14 protein-coding genes and 3 pseudogenes are annotated in these 18,942 nt (G+C 42.1%); 9 read left to right on the forward strand and 8 right to left on the reverse strand.

Annotation, left to right across the window (positions count from 1 at the left end):
- Positions 1 to 122: 122 nt before the first annotated feature.
- The 4 genes from ahpF to NXM86_RS15825 all read right to left on the reverse strand — a co-directional run bounded on the left by ahpF (position 123) and on the right by NXM86_RS15825 (position 4,570).
- A complete protein-coding gene (ahpF, locus tag NXM86_RS15810; protein WP_062677542.1) occupies positions 123 to 1,652 on the reverse strand; it encodes an alkyl hydroperoxide reductase subunit F in 1,530 nt (509 codons plus the stop codon).
- Positions 1,653 to 1,664: 12 nt separating this feature from the next.
- Positions 1,665 to 2,228: an alkyl hydroperoxide reductase subunit C gene (ahpC, locus tag NXM86_RS15815; protein ID WP_012749173.1), complete on the reverse strand. Its 564-nt coding sequence runs from the start codon at positions 2,226 to 2,228 to the stop codon at positions 1,665 to 1,667.
- 195 nt (positions 2,229 to 2,423) lie between these two features.
- The gene (locus tag NXM86_RS15820) at positions 2,424 to 2,924 is read right to left on the reverse strand and encodes a glycosyltransferase family 8 protein (protein WP_211278791.1); all 501 of its coding nucleotides are present in this window, start codon (positions 2,922 to 2,924) and stop codon (positions 2,424 to 2,426) included.
- 209 nt (positions 2,925 to 3,133) lie between these two features.
- Positions 3,134 to 4,570, reverse strand: a complete 1,437-nt coding sequence (locus NXM86_RS15825) for an NADP-dependent isocitrate dehydrogenase (protein WP_012749171.1) — start codon at positions 4,568 to 4,570, stop codon at positions 3,134 to 3,136.
- A 553-nt stretch (positions 4,571 to 5,123) separates the two neighbouring features.
- Here NXM86_RS15825 and NXM86_RS15830 point away from each other — a divergent pair.
- The 3 genes and pseudogenes from NXM86_RS15830 to NXM86_RS15840 all read left to right on the forward strand — a co-directional run bounded on the left by NXM86_RS15830 (position 5,124) and on the right by NXM86_RS15840 (position 9,818).
- Entirely contained in the window at positions 5,124 to 7,151 is a 2,028-nt protein-coding gene (locus tag NXM86_RS15830) for a penicillin-binding transpeptidase domain-containing protein (protein ID WP_498958266.1), read from the forward strand.
- 299 nt (positions 7,152 to 7,450) lie between these two features.
- A pseudogene (locus NXM86_RS15835) lies at positions 7,451 to 8,613 on the forward strand (CaiB/BaiF CoA transferase family protein).
- Positions 8,613 to 9,818 carry an acyl-CoA dehydrogenase family protein gene (locus tag NXM86_RS15840; protein ID WP_012749168.1) on the forward strand — a complete coding sequence of 402 codons (1,206 nt, stop codon included), beginning with the start codon at positions 8,613 to 8,615 and terminating at the stop codon, positions 9,816 to 9,818. Before NXM86_RS15835 ends, NXM86_RS15840 begins: the two are co-directional and overlap by 1 nt.
- A 32-nt stretch (positions 9,819 to 9,850) precedes the next feature.
- On the opposite strand, the gene NXM86_RS15845 is transcribed toward NXM86_RS15840, so the two are convergent.
- Positions 9,851 to 10,168 carry a DUF3870 domain-containing protein gene (locus tag NXM86_RS15845; protein ID WP_012749167.1) on the reverse strand — a complete coding sequence of 106 codons (318 nt, stop codon included), beginning with the start codon at positions 10,166 to 10,168 and terminating at the stop codon, positions 9,851 to 9,853.
- A gap of 313 nt (positions 10,169 to 10,481) precedes the next feature.
- Between NXM86_RS15845 and NXM86_RS15850 the strand changes: the two are divergent.
- A pseudogene (locus NXM86_RS15850) lies at positions 10,482 to 11,128 on the forward strand (LytTR family DNA-binding domain-containing protein).
- Positions 11,129 to 11,434: 306 nt separating this feature from the next.
- Entirely contained in the window at positions 11,435 to 12,958 is a 1,524-nt protein-coding gene (scpC, locus tag NXM86_RS15855) for a succinyl-CoA:acetate CoA-transferase ScpC (RefSeq protein WP_498958268.1), read from the forward strand.
- 64 nt (positions 12,959 to 13,022) lie between these two features.
- Here the strand turns inward: scpC and NXM86_RS15860 are convergent, their stop codons facing one another.
- On the reverse strand, positions 13,023 to 13,211 hold the full coding sequence (locus NXM86_RS15860) for a hypothetical protein (protein WP_498958269.1): 189 nt from the start codon (positions 13,209 to 13,211) through the stop codon (positions 13,023 to 13,025).
- Between the two features lie 176 nt (positions 13,212 to 13,387).
- Positions 13,388 to 13,795 carry an RNA polymerase sigma factor gene (locus NXM86_RS15865; RefSeq protein ID WP_498958271.1) on the reverse strand — a complete coding sequence of 136 codons (408 nt, stop codon included), beginning with the start codon at positions 13,793 to 13,795 and terminating at the stop codon, positions 13,388 to 13,390.
- Between NXM86_RS15865 and NXM86_RS15870 the strand changes: the two are divergent.
- The 4 genes and pseudogenes from NXM86_RS15870 to NXM86_RS15885 form a co-directional block, all read left to right on the forward strand.
- Positions 13,792 to 14,172 (forward strand): annotated as a pseudogene (locus NXM86_RS15870) (cation:dicarboxylate symporter family transporter); the annotation flags it as partial. The gene NXM86_RS15865 and the pseudogene NXM86_RS15870 overlap by 4 nt on opposite strands.
- A gap of 512 nt (positions 14,173 to 14,684) precedes the next feature.
- Positions 14,685 to 15,218 (forward strand): rhomboid family intramembrane serine protease, encoded by a 534-nt coding sequence (locus NXM86_RS15875; protein WP_133066513.1) that lies wholly within the window; start codon positions 14,685 to 14,687, stop codon positions 15,216 to 15,218.
- A gap of 240 nt (positions 15,219 to 15,458) precedes the next feature.
- A complete protein-coding gene (locus NXM86_RS15880) occupies positions 15,459 to 16,799 on the forward strand; it encodes a TrkH family potassium uptake protein (protein WP_012749163.1) in 1,341 nt (446 codons plus the stop codon).
- Positions 16,800 to 16,830: 31 nt separating this feature from the next.
- Positions 16,831 to 17,484, forward strand: coding sequence for a potassium channel family protein (locus tag NXM86_RS15885; RefSeq protein WP_089096834.1), 654 nt, complete (start codon positions 16,831 to 16,833; stop codon positions 17,482 to 17,484).
- A gap of 243 nt (positions 17,485 to 17,727) precedes the next feature.
- On the opposite strand, the gene NXM86_RS15890 is transcribed toward NXM86_RS15885, so the two are convergent.
- Entirely contained in the window at positions 17,728 to 18,810 is a 1,083-nt protein-coding gene (locus tag NXM86_RS15890) for an RNA-guided endonuclease InsQ/TnpB family protein (protein WP_015863580.1), read from the reverse strand.
- Positions 18,811 to 18,942: the final 132 nt, after the last annotated feature.

Here is an 18,942-nt window from a genome sequence, read left to right on the forward strand (position 1 = left end):
GTTCTTCCGACAAATGCGATATGCTCGTCTACATTCGAAAAAAAGCATGCCAACCTCTTGAAAAACAAACAAAGAGCCACCCTACGGCTCTCTGTTTTACAAATTTCAGCGATCAAAGAAACTTAATTTCGAATAAGGTAATCAAATGCACTTAAGGCTGCGGTAGCGCCTGACCCCATTGAAATAATGATCTGCTTATACGCGCTATCCGTGCAGTCACCTGCAGCAAACACTCCAGGGATGTTCGTAGCGCCATGCTTATCGACGATAATTTCGCCGAAGCGATTGCGTTCAATCGTTCCATCTAACCAGTCCGTATTTGGCACTAAGCCGATCTGAACAAATACCCCTTGCAATTCAATATGATGTTCCTCTCCGGTCGCCCGGTCGATATAAGTGATGCCATTTACTTTGTCCGTACCGGTAATTTCTTTTGTTTGCACGTTCTTTAAAACCGTTACGTTAGGCAGGCTATAAAGGCGCTCTTGTAAAACAGCATCGGCTTTCAGCTCCGGCATAAACTCAAGAACGGTGACATGCTTTGCAATGCCTGCAAGATCAATGGCTGCCTCAATACCGGAATTGCCGCCACCAATGACCGCAACATGTTTTCCTTCAAACAACGGACCATCGCAATGTGGGCAGTATGCGACCCCTTTGTTCTTAAACTCCGCCTCGCCTGGTACGCCAAGGTTGCGCCAGCGAGCCCCTGTTGCGATAATAACCGTCTTGCTTTTTAACACGGCGCCATTTTCAAGTTCGATTTCAATAAGATCTTTCTTTTCCAAGCGTTTGGCACGCTGTAAATTCATAATATCAATATCGTACTGTTTGACATGCTCTTCAAGGCTTGCTGCAAGCTTAGGGCCTTCCGTATATTTCACACTGATAAAGTTTTCAATGCCTAATGTATCCAATATTTGACCGCCAAAACGTTCCGCAACAATGCCTGTACGAACGCCTTTACGCGCCGCATAAATCGCTGCAGCTGCTCCGGCTGGTCCCCCACCGACAACCAGTACATCAAATGGTTCTTTTTCAGCGAAATGTGATGCGTCCAAAGTATTCCCCATCTTCGCCAAAATTTCCTCCAACGACATCCGGCCGCTACCAAAGAGCTCTCCATTTAGGAATACTGTTGGAACTGCCATAATTCCTTTTCTTTCCGCTTCTTCCTTAAAGGCTGCGCCATCGATCATCGTATGCGAAATGCCCGTGTTCAGGACGCTCATCAAGTTCAACGCTTGAACCACCTCAGGACAATTATGGCATGTCAAACTCACGTAAGTTTCGAAGTGATAGGTGCCTTTTATGCTTTTAATTCGGTCAATCACGTTCTGATCAACCTTTGGCGGTCTTCCGCTTACTTGAAGCAGAGCAAGCACTAAGGAGGTAAACTCATGCCCTAAAGGAACACCAGCGAATGTTATACCAGTATCTTCGCCGATACGATTAACACTAAAGCTTGGCGTTCTTTGCAACTGCGTTTTCTCTACTTTAATTTTTGGTGACATTGCGGCCAATTCATCGACTAAAGCAAGCATATCGCGGGAAACTTGATCGTCTCCCGCGCTCACTTTTAGAACAATGTCATTTTCCATCAATTGTAGATATTGGGCTAATTGCGCTTTTATCTCGGCATCCAATATCATGGTGTTACCTCCTTAAATTTTCCCTACAAGATCAAGGCTCGGTTTAAGCGTTTCAGCCCCTTCTTGCCATTTCGCTGGACAAACTTCGCCTGGATGGTTGCGGACGTATTGTGCCGCTTTAATTTTGTTAATAAGCGTGCTTGCATCACGGCCGATACCGTCAGCATTAATTTCCACCGCTTGGATGACACCGTCTGGATCGATGATGAACGTACCGCGCTGTGCAAGACCTTCCTCTTCATCAAGCACATCAAACATGCGACATAACTTTTGAGAAGGGTCGCCGATCATAATGTACTCGATTTTGCTGATTGTTGGAGACGTATCGTGCCATGCTTTATGTGTAAAATGTGTATCTGTTGAAACAGAATACACTTCAACGCCAAGCTCTTTTAAAGTCGCGTAGTTATTTTGCAAATCTTCAAGCTCCGTAGGACATACGAATGTAAAGTCAGCTGGATAGAAGCAAACTACACTCCATTTGCCTTGAAAGTCTTGTTCCGTAACTTCAATAAACTTCCCATTATGATACGCTTTTGCACGGAATGGTTGTACTTTTTTTCCAATTAGAGACATCTTTCATCTACCTCCTGAAAATAGTGTTGGAATGATCAATAGCCTAATTAAATCATTAATTAAATTATAATAATTTTAATTCTATATTTATTATCATGTAGTAGTATCTATTTGTCAATAGATATGATTTAATTTTTTTATTTTGGTTGAGTGCAATCTCCATATGGAATGCTTCTTTGTGATCCGCGTCCCTTCTTAGTATGGCAGGCGCCTATCACGAATAAACTGGTAAATATCCTCTAACCGTACTTCTTTTCTTATTAACGGCAAGTTCATCAGCATGACACCAGTGTTAAAGTATCCTTTTGCATTCGGGGTTTTCAGCCTCAGCTTGTTAAATAAATTCGCTACTTTCGTGGAATGGGTATGCTCCGCGGCAATAAACATATTTCCTTCAAAATCCATATCATACAAATCATCGATCGGATTAATCGCAACAATGTCTGGATCAAGATATAAAGCGCGGTCCAATTCTTGGGGCAAAAACTGATGAGCAGCAAGCCGATAATACATTTCTGAAGTGTAATGACAAAATACAGGAGCATCGGCAAATAATTGAGGATCGACATAAATCGGAGTCAGTCGATGGCCTCGTTGTTCTGCAAATCGTTTAATGACTCGATTTCCATCTCGGGAATACGCGAATATAATATAGAACGAAAATGGTTTATGATTGTTGCAAAACAGCGAGTTCATTTAACACTTTTAAACGTCGGAATATAGTTCGATGAAACATAAGCAATCGCTTCCTTGTCCCTACCGTATAGTCATACTATTCCCTTACATTATATATAAATTTTCATCACGTTCTCAACATATATGTCCATGCGAATTTTCCCCTAGAAAGTTTCATTTTTCAATCTTATGCAAAAATAAAAACAGCAGCGAAACGCTGCTGTTTTGGATTATCCGTGAACGGCCGCAAACCCTGGCTCACCGTCAAATAAGTAAAGATTTTCTGTTTTAATGCAATCAAATCCAGCCGCAACAAGTTGGTTGTATAATTCGACAATCTGCCGATGTTCGATTGTTTCGCCAGGTTCTGCGTGGAAACGGCAGCGCCAATGGTCGGTGCAGAACGTTTCCAGAAGCCCTCCTGGATATACCTTCACTCCGCGGTTTGTAATAACCCGAAGCTTGAGATTGCCTACTTTAAATTGCTCCAACGCTTTGCCGAGTTCTTCCGCCGTCCCTTTATCCCAGTCAAGGAAAATGTCCACGCCAAATAATTCTTTCTTTTGTTTTTGCCGCGGTTTTAGCACCGCGTGAAGCTTTGGCGCTTCTTTATAAGAAACTGGAGAAAGTTTTTCCGGAAGCTGGCCAAGACGGTCGATGACCGCCTGGGCAAACTCTTTTGTTCCCACTTGCTGTTTGCTGATTCCTTCGCGGTAAATGTCAAACGTATGGATGCCATCTTCAATGGTTTTTAACCAAGCGTTATGCACGCGCGACGCTACTTCCGGCTGGCCGATATGCTGCAGCATCATCACCGCTGCTAAAAGCAATCCGGATGGATTGGCAAGGTTTTTCCCGGCAAGCGGCGGCGCCGATCCGTGAACCGCTTCAAACATCGCACATTGATCACCGATGTTCGCCGAACCTCCAAGCCCGACAGAACCAGAAATTTGCGCCGCAATATCGGACATAATATCGCCGTATAAGTTTGGCATGACAATGACATCAAATTCTTCTGGGCTATTCGCTAGTTTTGCCGCGCCGATATCGACAATCCATGTTTCTTTTTCAATATCCGGATACTCTTTGCCGATTTCGTCAAACATGCGGTGGAAAATGCCGTCTGTCAGTTTCATAATGTTGTCTTTCACAAAACAGGTCACTTTTTTGCGTCCGTAGCTACGCGCATATTCGAACGCATAGCGGATCACTTTTTCCGAGCCAGGCTGGGTAATCAATTTCAAGCATTGATATACTTGTTCCGTTTGGCGATGCTCGATGCCGGCGTACAAGTCTTCTTCATTTTCACGAATAATAACGACATCCATATTTGGATGTTTCGTTTCGACAAACGGATAATACGCTACAGCCGGCCGGACATTTGCGTAAAGACCAAGCGCCTTGCGAATCGTTACGTTTAAGCTTTTATACCCTCCGCCTTGCGGTGTCGTAATCGGTGCTTTTAAAAATACTTTCGTTCTTCTTAACGAATCCCATGCACTCTCCTCTAGACCAGTCGTTCCGCCGCGAAGATACACTTTTTCGCCGATTTCAATCGTTTCAATATCTAATTGTGCGCCAGCAGCATCTAAAATTTTTAGCGTCGCATCCATAATTTCAGGACCGATACCATCTCCGTACGCAACTGTAATCGGTGTTTTGCTCATCTGAATCCTCCCTTTGTTGTCTATGTTGTTATATAAATGTGATCTATAATAATCCACTACTACGCAGCAGCGGAAGATCACTCTCCATCCCACAGCTATATTATTTCAGTACTATCTTTTCATCTCTCATGCTTATGTATCCAACGGTAATGGCCAGTATCATCATGCCATATATGATAATAACAAAATATTATTAAAATTTCCTTAAAAAATTTAAATTTTTTCCTATACACAAATATTGACCTATTAGCCATCTCATAAACAAAGCAACAGACCATCGCATTTTTACATAATAATGTGAAGATGTGGCCATGTATAACGATTCACATTCAAGCAACCGGCATAATATCAGTAAATTTTTTATTGCATACAAATATAATTTTACCATTTTTCTAGTATCCATATTTTTTATTTCTCCACGATCATTTCTTTCCCATTCACTGTTATTCATTACCTTTTATGCTATAGTTAATATAAATACCGTTAACTTCCAATATGTAAACTGCTTCAGCGGCAAATATTATATGATTTAAACACGATTGGGGGAAAATGAATGATCAAAAGAGGAATGGTGTCATTTTTCATCATCATGATTAGTTCCATTTTATTATCTTCCTGCAGTGAAAAACCTTCACCGCATGATGCATTGCAAAAATATACGAAATTGTGGACAAACCAACAATTTGAAGACATGTATGCGATGCTATCTAAACAAGCAAAACAAAACATATCAAAAGAAGATTTTGTAAATCGCTACAAAAAGATTTATAAGGATATCGAAGCAACTAATTTATCGGTAAAACCATTGCCAGCAGAAGAAAAAAAAGAGGACGATAAGAAAGAACAAATCAAACTCCCTTTTTCCGTAAAAATGAACACAATTGCCGGCCCGATCCAGTTTGAGCATGAAGCATTGCTTGTCAAAGAAAAACAACACGATGACGAGCAATGGTATGTTCAATGGGATACGACATATATTTTTCCGCAATTACAAAAGGGGGATAAAGTTCGTATTGCCATTACCGCCGGAAAACGCGGGGAAATATACGACCGCAACGGGCTGCCGCTCGCGATGAACGGAGCCGCCTACGAAATCGGCATTGTTCCTGGGAAAATGGGCGAAAACGAGGAATCCATTAAAAAACAGCTTGCCGAGCTGCTCCATATCCCTGTCGAATACATTAACGAAAAATTAAACGCCGCTTGGGTACAGCCTGATTATTTTGTTCCAATTCAAAAAGTGGCAAAATCGGAAACAGCGCTATTAGAAAGCGCCCTCAACATCCAAGCTGTAGCAGTAAAAGAGGTAGCAGAAAGGGAATATCCATTCGCGGAGGCCGCTGCCCATCTGGTTGGATATATCGGCAATATTACAGATGAAGAACTAAGCAAATTAAAAAACAAAGGATATTCGCCATCCGACCGCATAGGAAAACGCGGGCTCGAGGAACTGTTTGAAGAGCGTCTCAAAGGACAAGACGGCGCTAAAATCTATATCGAAAAAAAAGATGGTTCGACAGTGACGGTCGCTGAATCTAAACCAAAAAATGGAGAAACAATTACTCTTACGATCGATGCCAAACTGCAAAAAACGATTTATGAAAATATGAAAAGAAGAGCTGGAACCGCCGCTGCCATTCACCCGTTGACCGGCGAAATTCTCGCCTTAGTCAGCTCCCCTTCGTTCAATCCAAACGAGTTTGTACTCGGAATTTCAGCAGAGGAATACAAAAAATTAGAAAATAATCCGCTAAAACCGTTAATTAATCGTTTTGCCGCCACCTATGCGCCTGGGTCAGCCATCAAACCTATTATCGGTGCAATCGGCCTTGAAAAAGGCATCATTACTCCTGAACAAACGAAAACGATTGTCGAAAAAAAATGGCAACCGAAAGACGGATCATGGGGAAATTACTTTGTGACAAGAGTAAGCGATCGTTTACAAAACGTCAACCTCCAAAATGCGCTCATTTATTCCGATAATATTTATTTCGCCATGGTCGGTCTGGATCTCGGACCGAATAAATTGAAAGAAGGGTTGCACTCATTCGGATTTGGCGAAAAATTGCCGTTTCCATACCCGATTCCATCTTCGCAAATATCGAATACAGGCGAGCTGAAGACAGGTCCACAACTGGCGGATACCGCCTATGGCCAAGGACAAATGCAGATGAGCATTCTTCATCTTGCCGCTGCATACACACCGTTTGTAAACAATGGTGATTTATTACAACCAATTTTAGAAAAAGGACAACAAAAAACCGTTTGGAAACAACAGATCATTTCGGCAAAAACTGCGAACATCATCGCAGAAGGGCTAAAACAAATAGTGGCCAATCCAAATGGAACCGCACATGGCGCTTATATGAAAGATATTATATTAGCAGGAAAAACCGGGACCGCTGAATTGAAAGATAAAAAAGGAGAAAAAGGAAAAGAAAATGGGCTGTTTGTCGCATACAATGCCGATCATCCTGACCTTCTCATTGCCATGTTAATAGAGGATGTACAAAATGATCATGGCAGCAAATACGTTGTAAATATCGTGAAAAACATTTTTCAAACGGTAAAATCACATTAACGGAGTTCCATCACGAGCTCCCTTTATTCTGGATAATTTTTTGACTATTTACAATTATAAATTTATTATTTATAATAAAACTTAACAAGCCGTCTCCCGTCGGTTTCGCGGCTGACGCTACACAGGCGGTATTAGCACGACAAGGACTCGACAATTTTATACTGCTTCATAATAAAGAACTGTTTCGGTCTGACCAGCATTTCTTTGCCGAAATGCTCCCTCAGGTCGTGAAAGCCGGTTCCTTTCTTCACGAAGAAAAGGAGCCGGCTTTTTTATTCGCTCGTATAGGAGGTGGACGAATGCCAGGAGCGTTAGACGGCGTCCGCATTTTAGATATGACGCGTGTCCTCGCAGGACCCTACGCCACGATGATTTTAGGCGATCTTGGCGCTGATGTGATTAAAGTCGAAGCACCGGGCGGATCGGATGATACAAGATTTTGGGGCCCTCCCTTTCAAAACGGAATGAGCGCCTATTACACTGCGGTCAACCGCAACAAACGAAGCATTACTGTTAATTTGAAAGAAGAAAAGGAAAAAACATCATTCGTCATCTTGCCAAAACAGCAGACGTTGTCATTCATAATTTCAAAACAGGAACAATGGAAAAATTAGGACTTGATTACGACCATCTCTCATCCATCAACTCGCGACTCATCTATTGCTCGATTACCGGATTTGGAGAGACAGGCCCGTACCGTCATTTACCTGGATATGATTATATTATCCAAGCGATGAGCGGATGGATGAGCATTAATGGCACCGCATCATCAGGACCGCTTAAAGTCGGAGTAGCCATTACCGATGTCTTTACCGGTTTGTATGCGGCAATCGCTATTCAAGCGGCTCTCCTCGCCCGTGAAAAAACAGGACGCGGGCAAAAAATTGACCTTTCGTTATTCGACTCGGCGATCAGCGCGCTCGTCAACGTTGCGGCTAACTATTTAATGTCTGGCAACGTACCAACGCCTTTAGGAAACGAACATCCGAACATTGTTCCGTATTCAACGTACGAAGCAAGCGACGGGCCGATTGTAATCGCCGTTGGGAACGATCGGCAATTTCAGGCGTTTTGCGGGCTTCTTTCCGACCCGACAATAGGAACAGATCCACGCTTTCAAACGAATCCAAGCCGTGTTGCCTTCCGCGAAGAACTCAACAGACGCATTAATGAAGAAGTGAAAAAACGGACGCGGGCAGAGTGGCAGCGCCTGCTTGCCGAAAAAGGTATACCGTGCGGCCCGGTGCAAAATCTTGAACAATTGTTCCAGCACCCACAGACGCTAGCCCGCGACATGATCATTACGATGAAGCATGAAAAGGTGGGGTCTCTGCAGCTTGTCGGAAGCCCGCTCAAACTATCCGATACAAAAATATCGTACCGTCTGCCGCCTCCGCTTGCCGGAGAGCATAACGACGAAATTATAAGAGAAATCATGAATGAAACGGGGGAGGATGTATGATGATGAATTTCGATTTTACTCCGGAACAAGAAATGCTTCGCAGCACCGTGCGCAAATTTGTCGATAAAGAAATTATGCCGTACATCAAAGAATGGGATGAACGGGGATATTTTGATCCGAATATTTTCAAACGGCTTGCGGAGTTAAACTTAATGGGCGTATGCATTCCGGAAGAATACGGCGGAATGGGCATGGACTACAACTCGCTTGCAATCGTCTGTGAGGAGTTAGAACGCGGTGATACCGCGTTTCGCACTGCCGTCTCCGTACACACAGGATTAAATAGCTTAACCTTGTTGCAATGGGGCACAGAAGAACAAAAACAAAAATATCTCGTTCCGCAAGCAAAAGGCGAAAAAATTGGCGCTTTCGGCCTGACGGAGCCAAACGCTGGATCGGATGTTGCCAGCATTTCCACAACAGCTGTTCGCGATGGGGACTACTACATTTTAAACGGGCAAAAAACATGGATTTCCCTTTGTGACATCGCCGATCACTTTATCGTATTTGCCTACACCGATAAATCGAAAAAACACCGAGGCATCTCCGCTTTTATTGTCGAACGGACAATGCCTGGCTTTTCATCAAAAGCGATTAAAGGAAAACTAGGCATCCGCGCCGGCAACACAGGTGAGCTGTTCTTTGACAACGTCCGCGTCCCGAAAGAAAACCTACTTGGCGAAGAAGGAGAAGGATTTAAAATCGCCATGTCTGCGCTAGACAACGGAAGATTCACGGTTGCTGCCGGAGCGGTCGGGCTTATTATGGCGTGTCTCGAAGCGAGCGTAAAATATTGCCATGAGCGCAAAACGTTCGGCAAAGAAATCGGGAGACATCAGCTTGTGCAGCAAATGATCGCCAGAATGGAAGCAGGATTGCAAATTAGCCGTTTGCTCGTCTATAAAGTAGGGTTTTTGAAAAATCAAGGCCGCCGTACAACAAGAGAAGCATCACTCGCAAAGTGGATTGCGTGCGACTTCGCTAATCAAGCAGCCGACGATGCCGTCCAAATTCACGGCGCGTACGGCTACTCCAACGAATACCCTGTCGAACGCTACCTTCGAAATTCAAAAGCGCCGGTCATCTATGAAGGAACGCGGGAAATCCATACGATTATGCAAGCGGAATATGTGCTTGGCTACCGTCAGGATAAACCGCTGCGCAAAATGCTTCCGCCTTGGAATCCGGATTCGGTGAAACTTTAACATAAAAAGGCCCTCGCTTGTACGAGGGCTTTTTACTGTGTATTTTCCTGCATTTTGCAATATTGCTTGTATAAATCTTTTAGCGCCGCACACAACGCCGAATTCGCCTTTCCTAAATACCCTTCATTCAGCTGCTCTAAAATGGAATCAATCCCGTCCCTTAGCGAATGGCCTTTAAGCAGGCGTGCAACATAATCGCGCCCATGTTCTGTTGCCAGCGTACACGAAGCGTCGACAATCACCCCGTACTTTTTATCAATTTCCGCCGTAATCGTCAGCGTATCATATACGCTTTTTGCCGCCATTCCCGCCGGCAGCCGTGCGTGTCCTGCAATAAATTGCGTGTTCATCTTCCTCTCCCCTTACGTAAAGATGTCTACTATAAGATTATAAAACAACATTAATCATAATTTTTTAAATATATCGACAAAATTTTTTGATCATAAATTTGCTTGCACTGTTGTCATCATCTATCGATTTTCTTATCCGCTCTTTATGGACGTGCAACAATAATGCTATAATGTGCTCAAACGAACGCCTCGGATGGAAAGTAAACGCAACGGGGGGCTTGTATGTCTCCATCCTTTAGCAAAAACATACAAGTCGTCAGAAACCCCGCTTCAAACGAAGTAAAGTGGCAGATCGTTCACTAGGGGTGGTAACATGGACCGATTTACTGTTTCCTCGATTGTAAAAGTGATGAATGAATTATTTCCTAAAGAAGCTTCTTTCGTGATTTCGGATGATAAGCGCTATATTTATTACCAACCAAGCAAACAAATTGATTTAAAAATTCGTCCGGAGACAAAATCAAACCGGAATCGGTCACTTACAAAGCCTTGACCGTTCAACGGAAAATCGCAGAGCAAAAAGATAGCCGTGTTTTTGGCGTACCTTATTTCGGGATATCGGTCCCAATTTTAGATGATGGCAACCCGAAAGGCTGCGTTACCGCCATATTGCCAAGAAAGCCGCTGCTTACAATGCCGTATTTAACGATCCGAGTGATGGATCGTTGGCTGCCTGTTCCTTTCGAGAACGTGATCTATTTAGAAGCCCAAAATCGTAAAACATTCGTAAAATCGACTTATGCGGAAGGCTACCATAAATACAACTTAACCGAACTGGAATTTTCCCTTCCTGATGATATATTTGTTCGGTGTCATCGATCCTATATCGTTAACATTCATCACATTATAGAAATTCATCCAGATTCGCATTCTACTTTTTTATTGGTGATGAAAGACGGCTCAAGAGTACCCGTGAGCCAAACATATGCAAGCCATTTTCGGAAGCTGCTCTGCTTTTAATGTGTGTAACTGCACATCAAAACAGTTTCTTCCGCTATACAGCTCCCTTCCTTTTGCCAATCTCTCTAAAGAGCTCATGGAAAGTGAGCTCTTTATTTATGGAAACAGCACGTTTTTCCATTACTATTTGGTAATGATTTTCCTTTCTTATCCCCTTTCAATCCGGAGTGGTTTTCTATTTTTTCTCCTTTATGTATTAAAAATTCTTTTTTAGTTGCAAAGAAAGCCCTTTTATTCACTTTTGAATGATTTTTCATAACTAAATAGCTAGAATATTTTAAAAAATAAAATAAGAGGTGAGCAGCATTGGATAAACAAATTTTCGAATTAATCGGTAATTCTCGTTTAAGGAGCCGAATTGTAACAGCAGAAACAGCAGCTTCATGGATTAAAGACGGTATGACGCTCGGTTTGAGCGGATTTACCCGCGCGGGCGATGCCAAGGCAGTTCCTTTTGCACTGATTGAAAAAGCAAAACAACAACCTTTAAAAGTAAATGTATATACAGGCGCCTCACTAGGCTCAGACATTGATAAAATGATGGCAGAAGCAGGAATTATCAATAAACGGCTTCCGTTTCAGGCTGATTCTGTTATGCGCAAAAAAATTAACCAAGGGGAAATCTTGTTTATTGATCAACATTTATCACATACCGCAGAATTAGTGCGTTCAGACGTATTAAATCCTATCGATTTCGCAATTGTGGAAGCGGTTTCGATAACTGAAGACGGAATGATCATCCCGTCTACTTCCGTAGGAAATTCTTCGATCTTTGTGAAAAAAGCCCGACACGTTATTATCGAATTGAACACAGCCCAACCAAAAGAACTAAAAGGACTTCATGACATTTACGAAGTCGGCAACCAAGGAAAACGCGAACCGATCCCTTTAACAAAAGTAGACGATCGAATCGGAACAATTGGTATTCCAGTAGATGAAGATAAAATTATTGGAATTGTTTTGACAAACCAACTTGATTCCCCATCCACGATTGTGCCTCCAGATGCGGAAACAGCTGCTATAGCGAATCATTTAATCAATTTTCTACGAAAGGAAGTCGCAGCAGGCCGACTTTCTGAAAATTTAGCGCCGATTCAGGCAGGCATTGGTTCTGTTGCGAACGCTGTCCTTTACGGTTTATTGGATTCTGAATTTTCTAATTTGGAAGTTTATTCAGAAGTTCTTCAAGATGCCATGTTTGACCTCATCGATGCTGGAAAAGTCCGGTTCGCTTCCGGCTGCTCTATTACTTTGTCTCAAAACAAAATGAAACAAGTGTATTCCAATTTAGATGCTTACCGAGACAAGCTGATCCTTCGTCCTCAAGAAATTTCTAATCATCCGGAAATCGTTCGCCGTCTCGGACTCATTTCCATCAATACAGCCTTGGAAGCAGATATATACGGAAATATTAATTCTACACATGTTCGCGGCACAAACATGATGAATGGCATCGGTGGTTCAGGCGACTTTGCCCGCAATGCACGCCTTACGATCTTCGTGACAAAATCCATTGCAAAAAATGGAGCTATTTCAAGCATCGTTCCATTCGTATCGCACGTTGACCATACCGAACATGACGTGGATGTGATTATCACAGAATATGGTTATGCCGATCTTCGTGGGTTGGCGCCAATCGAACGCGCACCTCTTATCATTGAAAATTGCGCACACCCGGATTACCGTCCGCAGTTGCGCGAATACTTCAAGGAAGCGCTTAAGCGCGGAGGCCAAACACCGCACGTCTTGGAAAAAGCGTTCTCATGGCATATCAATTATGAAAAACACGGAACAATGTTAGAACCGAAATATCAACTGCAAACTCAATGACAAAATATTAAAAGAGGGGGAATCTTCACGAAGATACCCCCTCTTTTATCAAACCGCGCATATCCTATAAAAAAGGATTGTTCTCATGATTCTGTTTAGTATTGTGCATATAAGTTTCTACATAAATTCTCTCCGAATCTGAAGCATTCTTTGCCCCCTCTTCGGGGTCTATTTTCATATTTCTTTTTTTTGCAATAAAATCGATAATGCCTCCCAAGAGAAGCAGTCCAACGATTAGTATAATCCATCCCATTTTATCACCTCCTGCTTTTATTTTAACACTTATTGATAACAACTCCATTTACTGGATGAAAAAAAGTGCGGCTTAATGTAGGGGATAGTGGAACAAAAAAGCAATCTCTTTAAAAGCGGGGTAACCTTTATCAGGATACCCTCCCATCAAACATCAAATGCTATAGTAGTCTATTGTTATTGTTGTTTATCGGGCTCTTTCGTCACCTGAAACTGCTTTAGCATGTTGTCAAATCTAGCTCCGTGTCCTTCGCTCGCCTCGACAAAGTAATGCTGCTCGATGACGAACGTTCCTCCCTGGCCGTTATCGACAAGATAATACTTTGCTACTTCATCATTCCATTGCCGACCGCTTTCCCCGTGAGCATGCTGATCTACATTAGCCATGCGCGCATGATCATCTATATAATCGCTCATTGCCACGATTTTTGCTTGCTTTTTCATCAGCCGATTGCATTCATTAAGCAAAATCCGGTAAAACCAAGGCTTATACGCTTTGGCCGGGTCGAAGCGGTCAATATGATCATACACACGGATAAACGTTTCTTGCACCGCATCCGCGGCGTTTGCCCTGCTTTTGCTCATTTGGGCTGTCAATTGGGCAAAATGGCTGTGCCGGCATTTATCCTGCCATGCTTGCAGTGATGATCGCGCCAACCGTCAACATCGATCCAACTTCTCTTTCCTTTATTTTGACGCTTATTCTAGTCGTCACCATCAGTTCGTTTGGGGTTGCAGGTGTTGGCGGTGGGGCTACGTTTGCGGCGATTTTAGTGCTGTCGACTATGAATCTACCAGTAGCATTAGCAGGATTGCTCATTTCCGTAGAGCCGTTGATTGACATGGGAAGAACTGCCCTAAACGTCAGCGGAAGCATGACTGCCGGTGTAGTCACCAGCCGCATCACTAAAGAATTGAATTTAAATATCTATAACGGAGAAACGCAAAAACTAGAAGCATAAGGCTTGGATATGTTTCTCGCTTTCCCACCACGTCAAAACTGCCAGCTGCACTTGCTCGGTAAATGAAAGAAGAAGGCCGAAATATGGTGAACTGGCATCTGTCAAACAGATATGTGTAAAAGAATTACGGTATGGGTTCAGTATTCAGCAGAACTCATGCCGTTTTATAATAATAATGGCTTGTTGCACTTCTGTAACGGTTTGCAGCGAAACTGAAACATGTCATGGCACGACAGATTATAGGGAAGAATAGAATTTCTTACATAATCTGTGGTTCTGCAAAGTGAGGTATGAGTGGTTGACGAGTGGATTTAGTTTATGAAGGAAGTTAGGATCTTTTTGTTGTAGTAAAAGGCAGTTATATGTAGTATTGACATTTAAAAAAGGATTATAATTTATAACAAAGCATTCAGAAAGCTGGTGAGAGGTTGTTCAGAATAACAGAAGATTTTCCTACCTTTATAAGACGATATCCAGTTACCACCCTAATTGTGGGAATCTGCACCATTCTGATGATTATTACTACATTCATGGGAGGGTATAATATCAATACAATTGCTCAATTAGGGGGATATGATAAACAACTGATTAATAGAGGACAGATATGGCGGTTATTAACTTATGCATTTGGTCATATGAGTTATGCTCATTTCTTTTTAAACATGCCTTTTATTCTAATATTCTCTCGTCCTCTTGAACGTATTTTAGGTAGCATAAAATTTCTTTTGAATTATGTATATATGAGTGTTTTTGCATCTATAATAATTCATTTCTTTTCTGATTATCCTATTCCATTAGCAGGTTCTTCTGGGCCCGGCTATGGATTATTGGGAATGTATATATTTTTAGTTCTTAAACATCGTAATAAATTTCCTACATACGATAAGAGGTTTATTATTACGTTTACTGTAATGGGTTTTATCATGACTTTTTTGATTCCTGGAATAAGTATTTCAGGTCATATAGGTGGATTTGTTGGAGGAATTCTTTTATCTCCTTTTGTATTTAAGAAACAAAAGAATTTGGAATTTAGCATTAGTGGATAACGTTTATATTTCATTAAAAGAGAACACATGATTGGCTTGATTCTTTAGGAGGTTACTGAAGGATCGGGTCACAATTTTTGATATCGCAGCGCTTACTGCAATATAATAAAAAGATGTGGTAGTGAATTTATCAGAATATATCCAATCTTTATCAGACATACTACTATTAAATGAGTGATATTTGGTATGATAACCATTTATTTCAAAAAATAAAAAATTAATGGAGTAAGGAAGAAGAACATGAATAAAAAAAGAATGTTTTATTTAGATCCACCTAAAATATTGGTATTAGGGTTTAGTTTCATTATTCTTATTGGTGCATTTCTTTTAACTTTACCTGCAGCAACAGTAGATGGGAAGGGGCTTCCGTGGTTAGATGCTTTATTTACGGCTACTTCTGCTACTTGTGTAACTGGCTTGGTCGTTGTGGATACTGGTACGACGTTTACATTATTTGGGCAATTAGTCATTCTAGCACTGATTCAAATTGGCGGATTAGGATTTATGGCCTTTGCCACCCTTTTTGCTTTGATCTTAGGTAAAAGAATTTCATTAAAAGAAAGGTTATTAATAAAAGAATCATTAAATAATTTGTCAATTGATGGCGTTGTTCGGCTAGTGAAAAGAATATTGATTTTTACTGCCGTTATCGAGCTGATTGGCGGTATTTTGCTTGCGATTCGTTTTTCCTTTGATATGCCGTTGCCTAAAGCAATTTATTTTGGCTTTTTCCATGCCATCTCAAACTTTAATAACGCGGGATTTGACTTAATGGGTGATTTCAGAAGCTTGACCGGCTACGTGGATGATCCGCTGGTGACTCTCGTCGTATGTACTCTCATTACACTGGGCGGCATTGGTTTTATTGTTATGAATGAAGTATATGAGTACCGTCAGACGCGCCGTTTTTCTTTACATACAAAAATCGTGTTTGTTATGAGTTCGATCTTGGTTGTTTTTGGAACTATTCTTATTTTTATTTTGGAATATCATAATCCGAAAACATTGCAGCCATTATCACCATTAGGAAAATTTTTAGCATCCTTATACCAAGCGGTTACACCGAGAACGGCTGGTTCGAATACACTGAATATCCCGGATTTAACGCAGCCGACTCTCTTTCTCATCATCTTTTTAATGTTTATAGGAGCATCTCCTGGATCAACAGGCGGGGGGATTAAAACGACGACCTTTGCTACTCTGTTAGGCGCGGTTTGGTCAAATATAAAGGGCAAAGAAGATGTAATTTTTTTCCGAAACCGTATATTGTATGACACGATTTATAAAGCTCTGACCGTAACAGTAAGCGGCTTATTTGTTGTCATGATGATAACGATGCTTCTAACGATAACTGAACCGAATAAAGACTTTTTGATGATTTTGTTTGAGGCAACGTCGGCATTTGCTACAGTAGGGTTATCGATGGGGTTAACGCCCGAATTATCTCCTGTCGGAAAAATTCTTATTATATTAACCATGTTTGCAGGAAGGGTAGGCCCTTTAACGATCGCTTATGCCGTTACTTTACATCGAAAACCGGATCCATTTAAATTTCCAAAGGGAAAGATTATGATCGGATAGTAATTTATATCATAAAGGGGGACGAAAGAACATGAAAGGACAATATGCTGTGATCGGATTAGGAAGATTCGGTTCTAGTCTGGCTACGACCTTGCACCAGGCTGGAAATGAAGTTTTGGCCATTGATCGAAATGAAGAACGAATTGAAGAATATAAAGATCATGTTACATATGCGGTTGTCGCTGACTCAACAGATGAAGAAGCATTAAAGAGTGTCGGCATTCGAAATTTTGACGCTGTCATCGTAGCGATTGGTGATGATATTCAAGCAAGTATTTTAACGGTGTTAATCCTTAAAGAATTAGAGGTCAAGAAAGTTGTGGCAAAAGCCATTAATAAACGGCACGGTCAAGTCTTATATAAAGTGGGGGCAGATTGGGTTGTATTTCCGGAACGGGATATGGGAGAGCGGGTTGCAACCCAGCTCATGTCACCGAACGTGCTTGACTATATTGAACTCGCGAAAGATTATAGTATAAAAGAAGTAAAAGTCCCCCCGTCAATGATCGAAAAAAATTTAAGAGAATTAAATCTCAGGGCAAGGTTTAATATAACGGTCATCGCTATTATCAGCGATGGAAAAGTAAGCATTTCCCCTTCGCCTGATCGAATCATTAAAGAAGGAGATATATTAGTCGTGATCGGGGAAAATAAAGATTTGGACCGGTTTGAAAAGTTTAACTAAAAACGGTTTTTAGTAAAGTGGTTGAAGGATCAAATGGCAGGCGTAAAAAAAACGGGTGGCTTGATGGATTTTATCGGGGACTCGCTCTTGGATCAAAATACCGGAAAGTCGATCTATTTTATCGAATTCAACAAAGAAGGCAATACATCAGGGCTCCTTCCACAAGGAGCTCCGTTTTCTTTAAGCCGTTACCGAAATTAATGTCAACTACCCAACGGCTAAAGCCGTGGGCTTGCAGCTAGCCTAATTGGCTGCCGCGTTCGGCTGGTTGACAGCAGCCCTGCGGATGTTTTCCGCAGCCACGTTGTCGGCAGGGGCAGCGTACCCACAAGCTCGACAACAAAACTGATCCCTTGACGGTCTGTTTTCTTTGGCCACATGTCCGCAAACCGGACAGGTGCGGGAAGTATTTTTTGGATGAACCAATACCACCGGCACGCCAGCGATCGCCGCTTTATACTCAATAAACTTTCTCAACTGATAAAAAGACCAAGAAGAGTGTTGACGACGCTGTTGCTTTTTAACCGTTTTCTCGGTGCGTTGGCGGATGCCCTTTAAATCTTCAAGGGCAATGCCGCATCCGAGTGCCTTTGCCTTTTCAACAATCTTCTTGCTAATGCAGTGGTTCACATCACGGGCAAATAGTTTTTCCTTCTTGGAACGCTTTTTAAGCAGGCGTTTCGCTGACTTGGTGCCTTTCTTTTGGAGTTTGGCGCGAAGTTTCGCATGGCGGCGGCGCAGCCCGTTGACCTTCGAGCCGGAAAATACCTCACCGGTGCTATCGACGGCGATATTAATGATGCCAAGATCCACACCGATAAATCCGTTTTCGGAATTGGGCTGGCCTTCGGGAACGTCCACCACGAGCAGTAAATAAAAAATACCGTTTTGAAGGACTAAATCGGCTTGACCCCGAACACGGTTGCCGCACAGCAAACCTTGATGGTAGCGGCTAATGACCATAGGGATTTCCATTCTTCCTTGCAAGGTAAGGATGGAAGCATACTCTAACCCTTTAAAGGACAGGATTCTTTCATCATACACGATGGCACCGGTTTCTTTAAAGTTATGCAAGGTTTTTTTATCCAAACGATAGCTTTCCGACACTTTGCCGATGGCACGAACGGTCATTTGGGCAGAGAGGCCAAATTTTTCCCTGACGTCATAGTAGCAAAGCCGCTGGATTTTCGTTTTGGAAAAGGTTCTGGAGCGAAAAGCAATCTCGCTAATATAGTTGCATGCTTGGTTAAACCGTTTCATTGTTTCCAGCAGCGCATGAAACTGTTCAAGAGTTGGCATTAATTTAATCTTGAGAGTGCAGAGCATTCTTGATTCACCTACCTTTCTAAATCCAGTGTACTTATATTGAACGAAAAAATTCAATATATACTAAAAATATAAACCCCGCCTTCCTTCCACAGCTAAAGCAGTGGGCTTCCGGCGGATGTTCTCGTGAAA

Source organism: Geobacillus sp. CX412 (genome assembly GCF_027942335.1).
Taxonomy (GTDB): domain Bacteria; phylum Bacillota; class Bacilli; order Bacillales; family Anoxybacillaceae; genus Parageobacillus_B; species Parageobacillus_B toebii.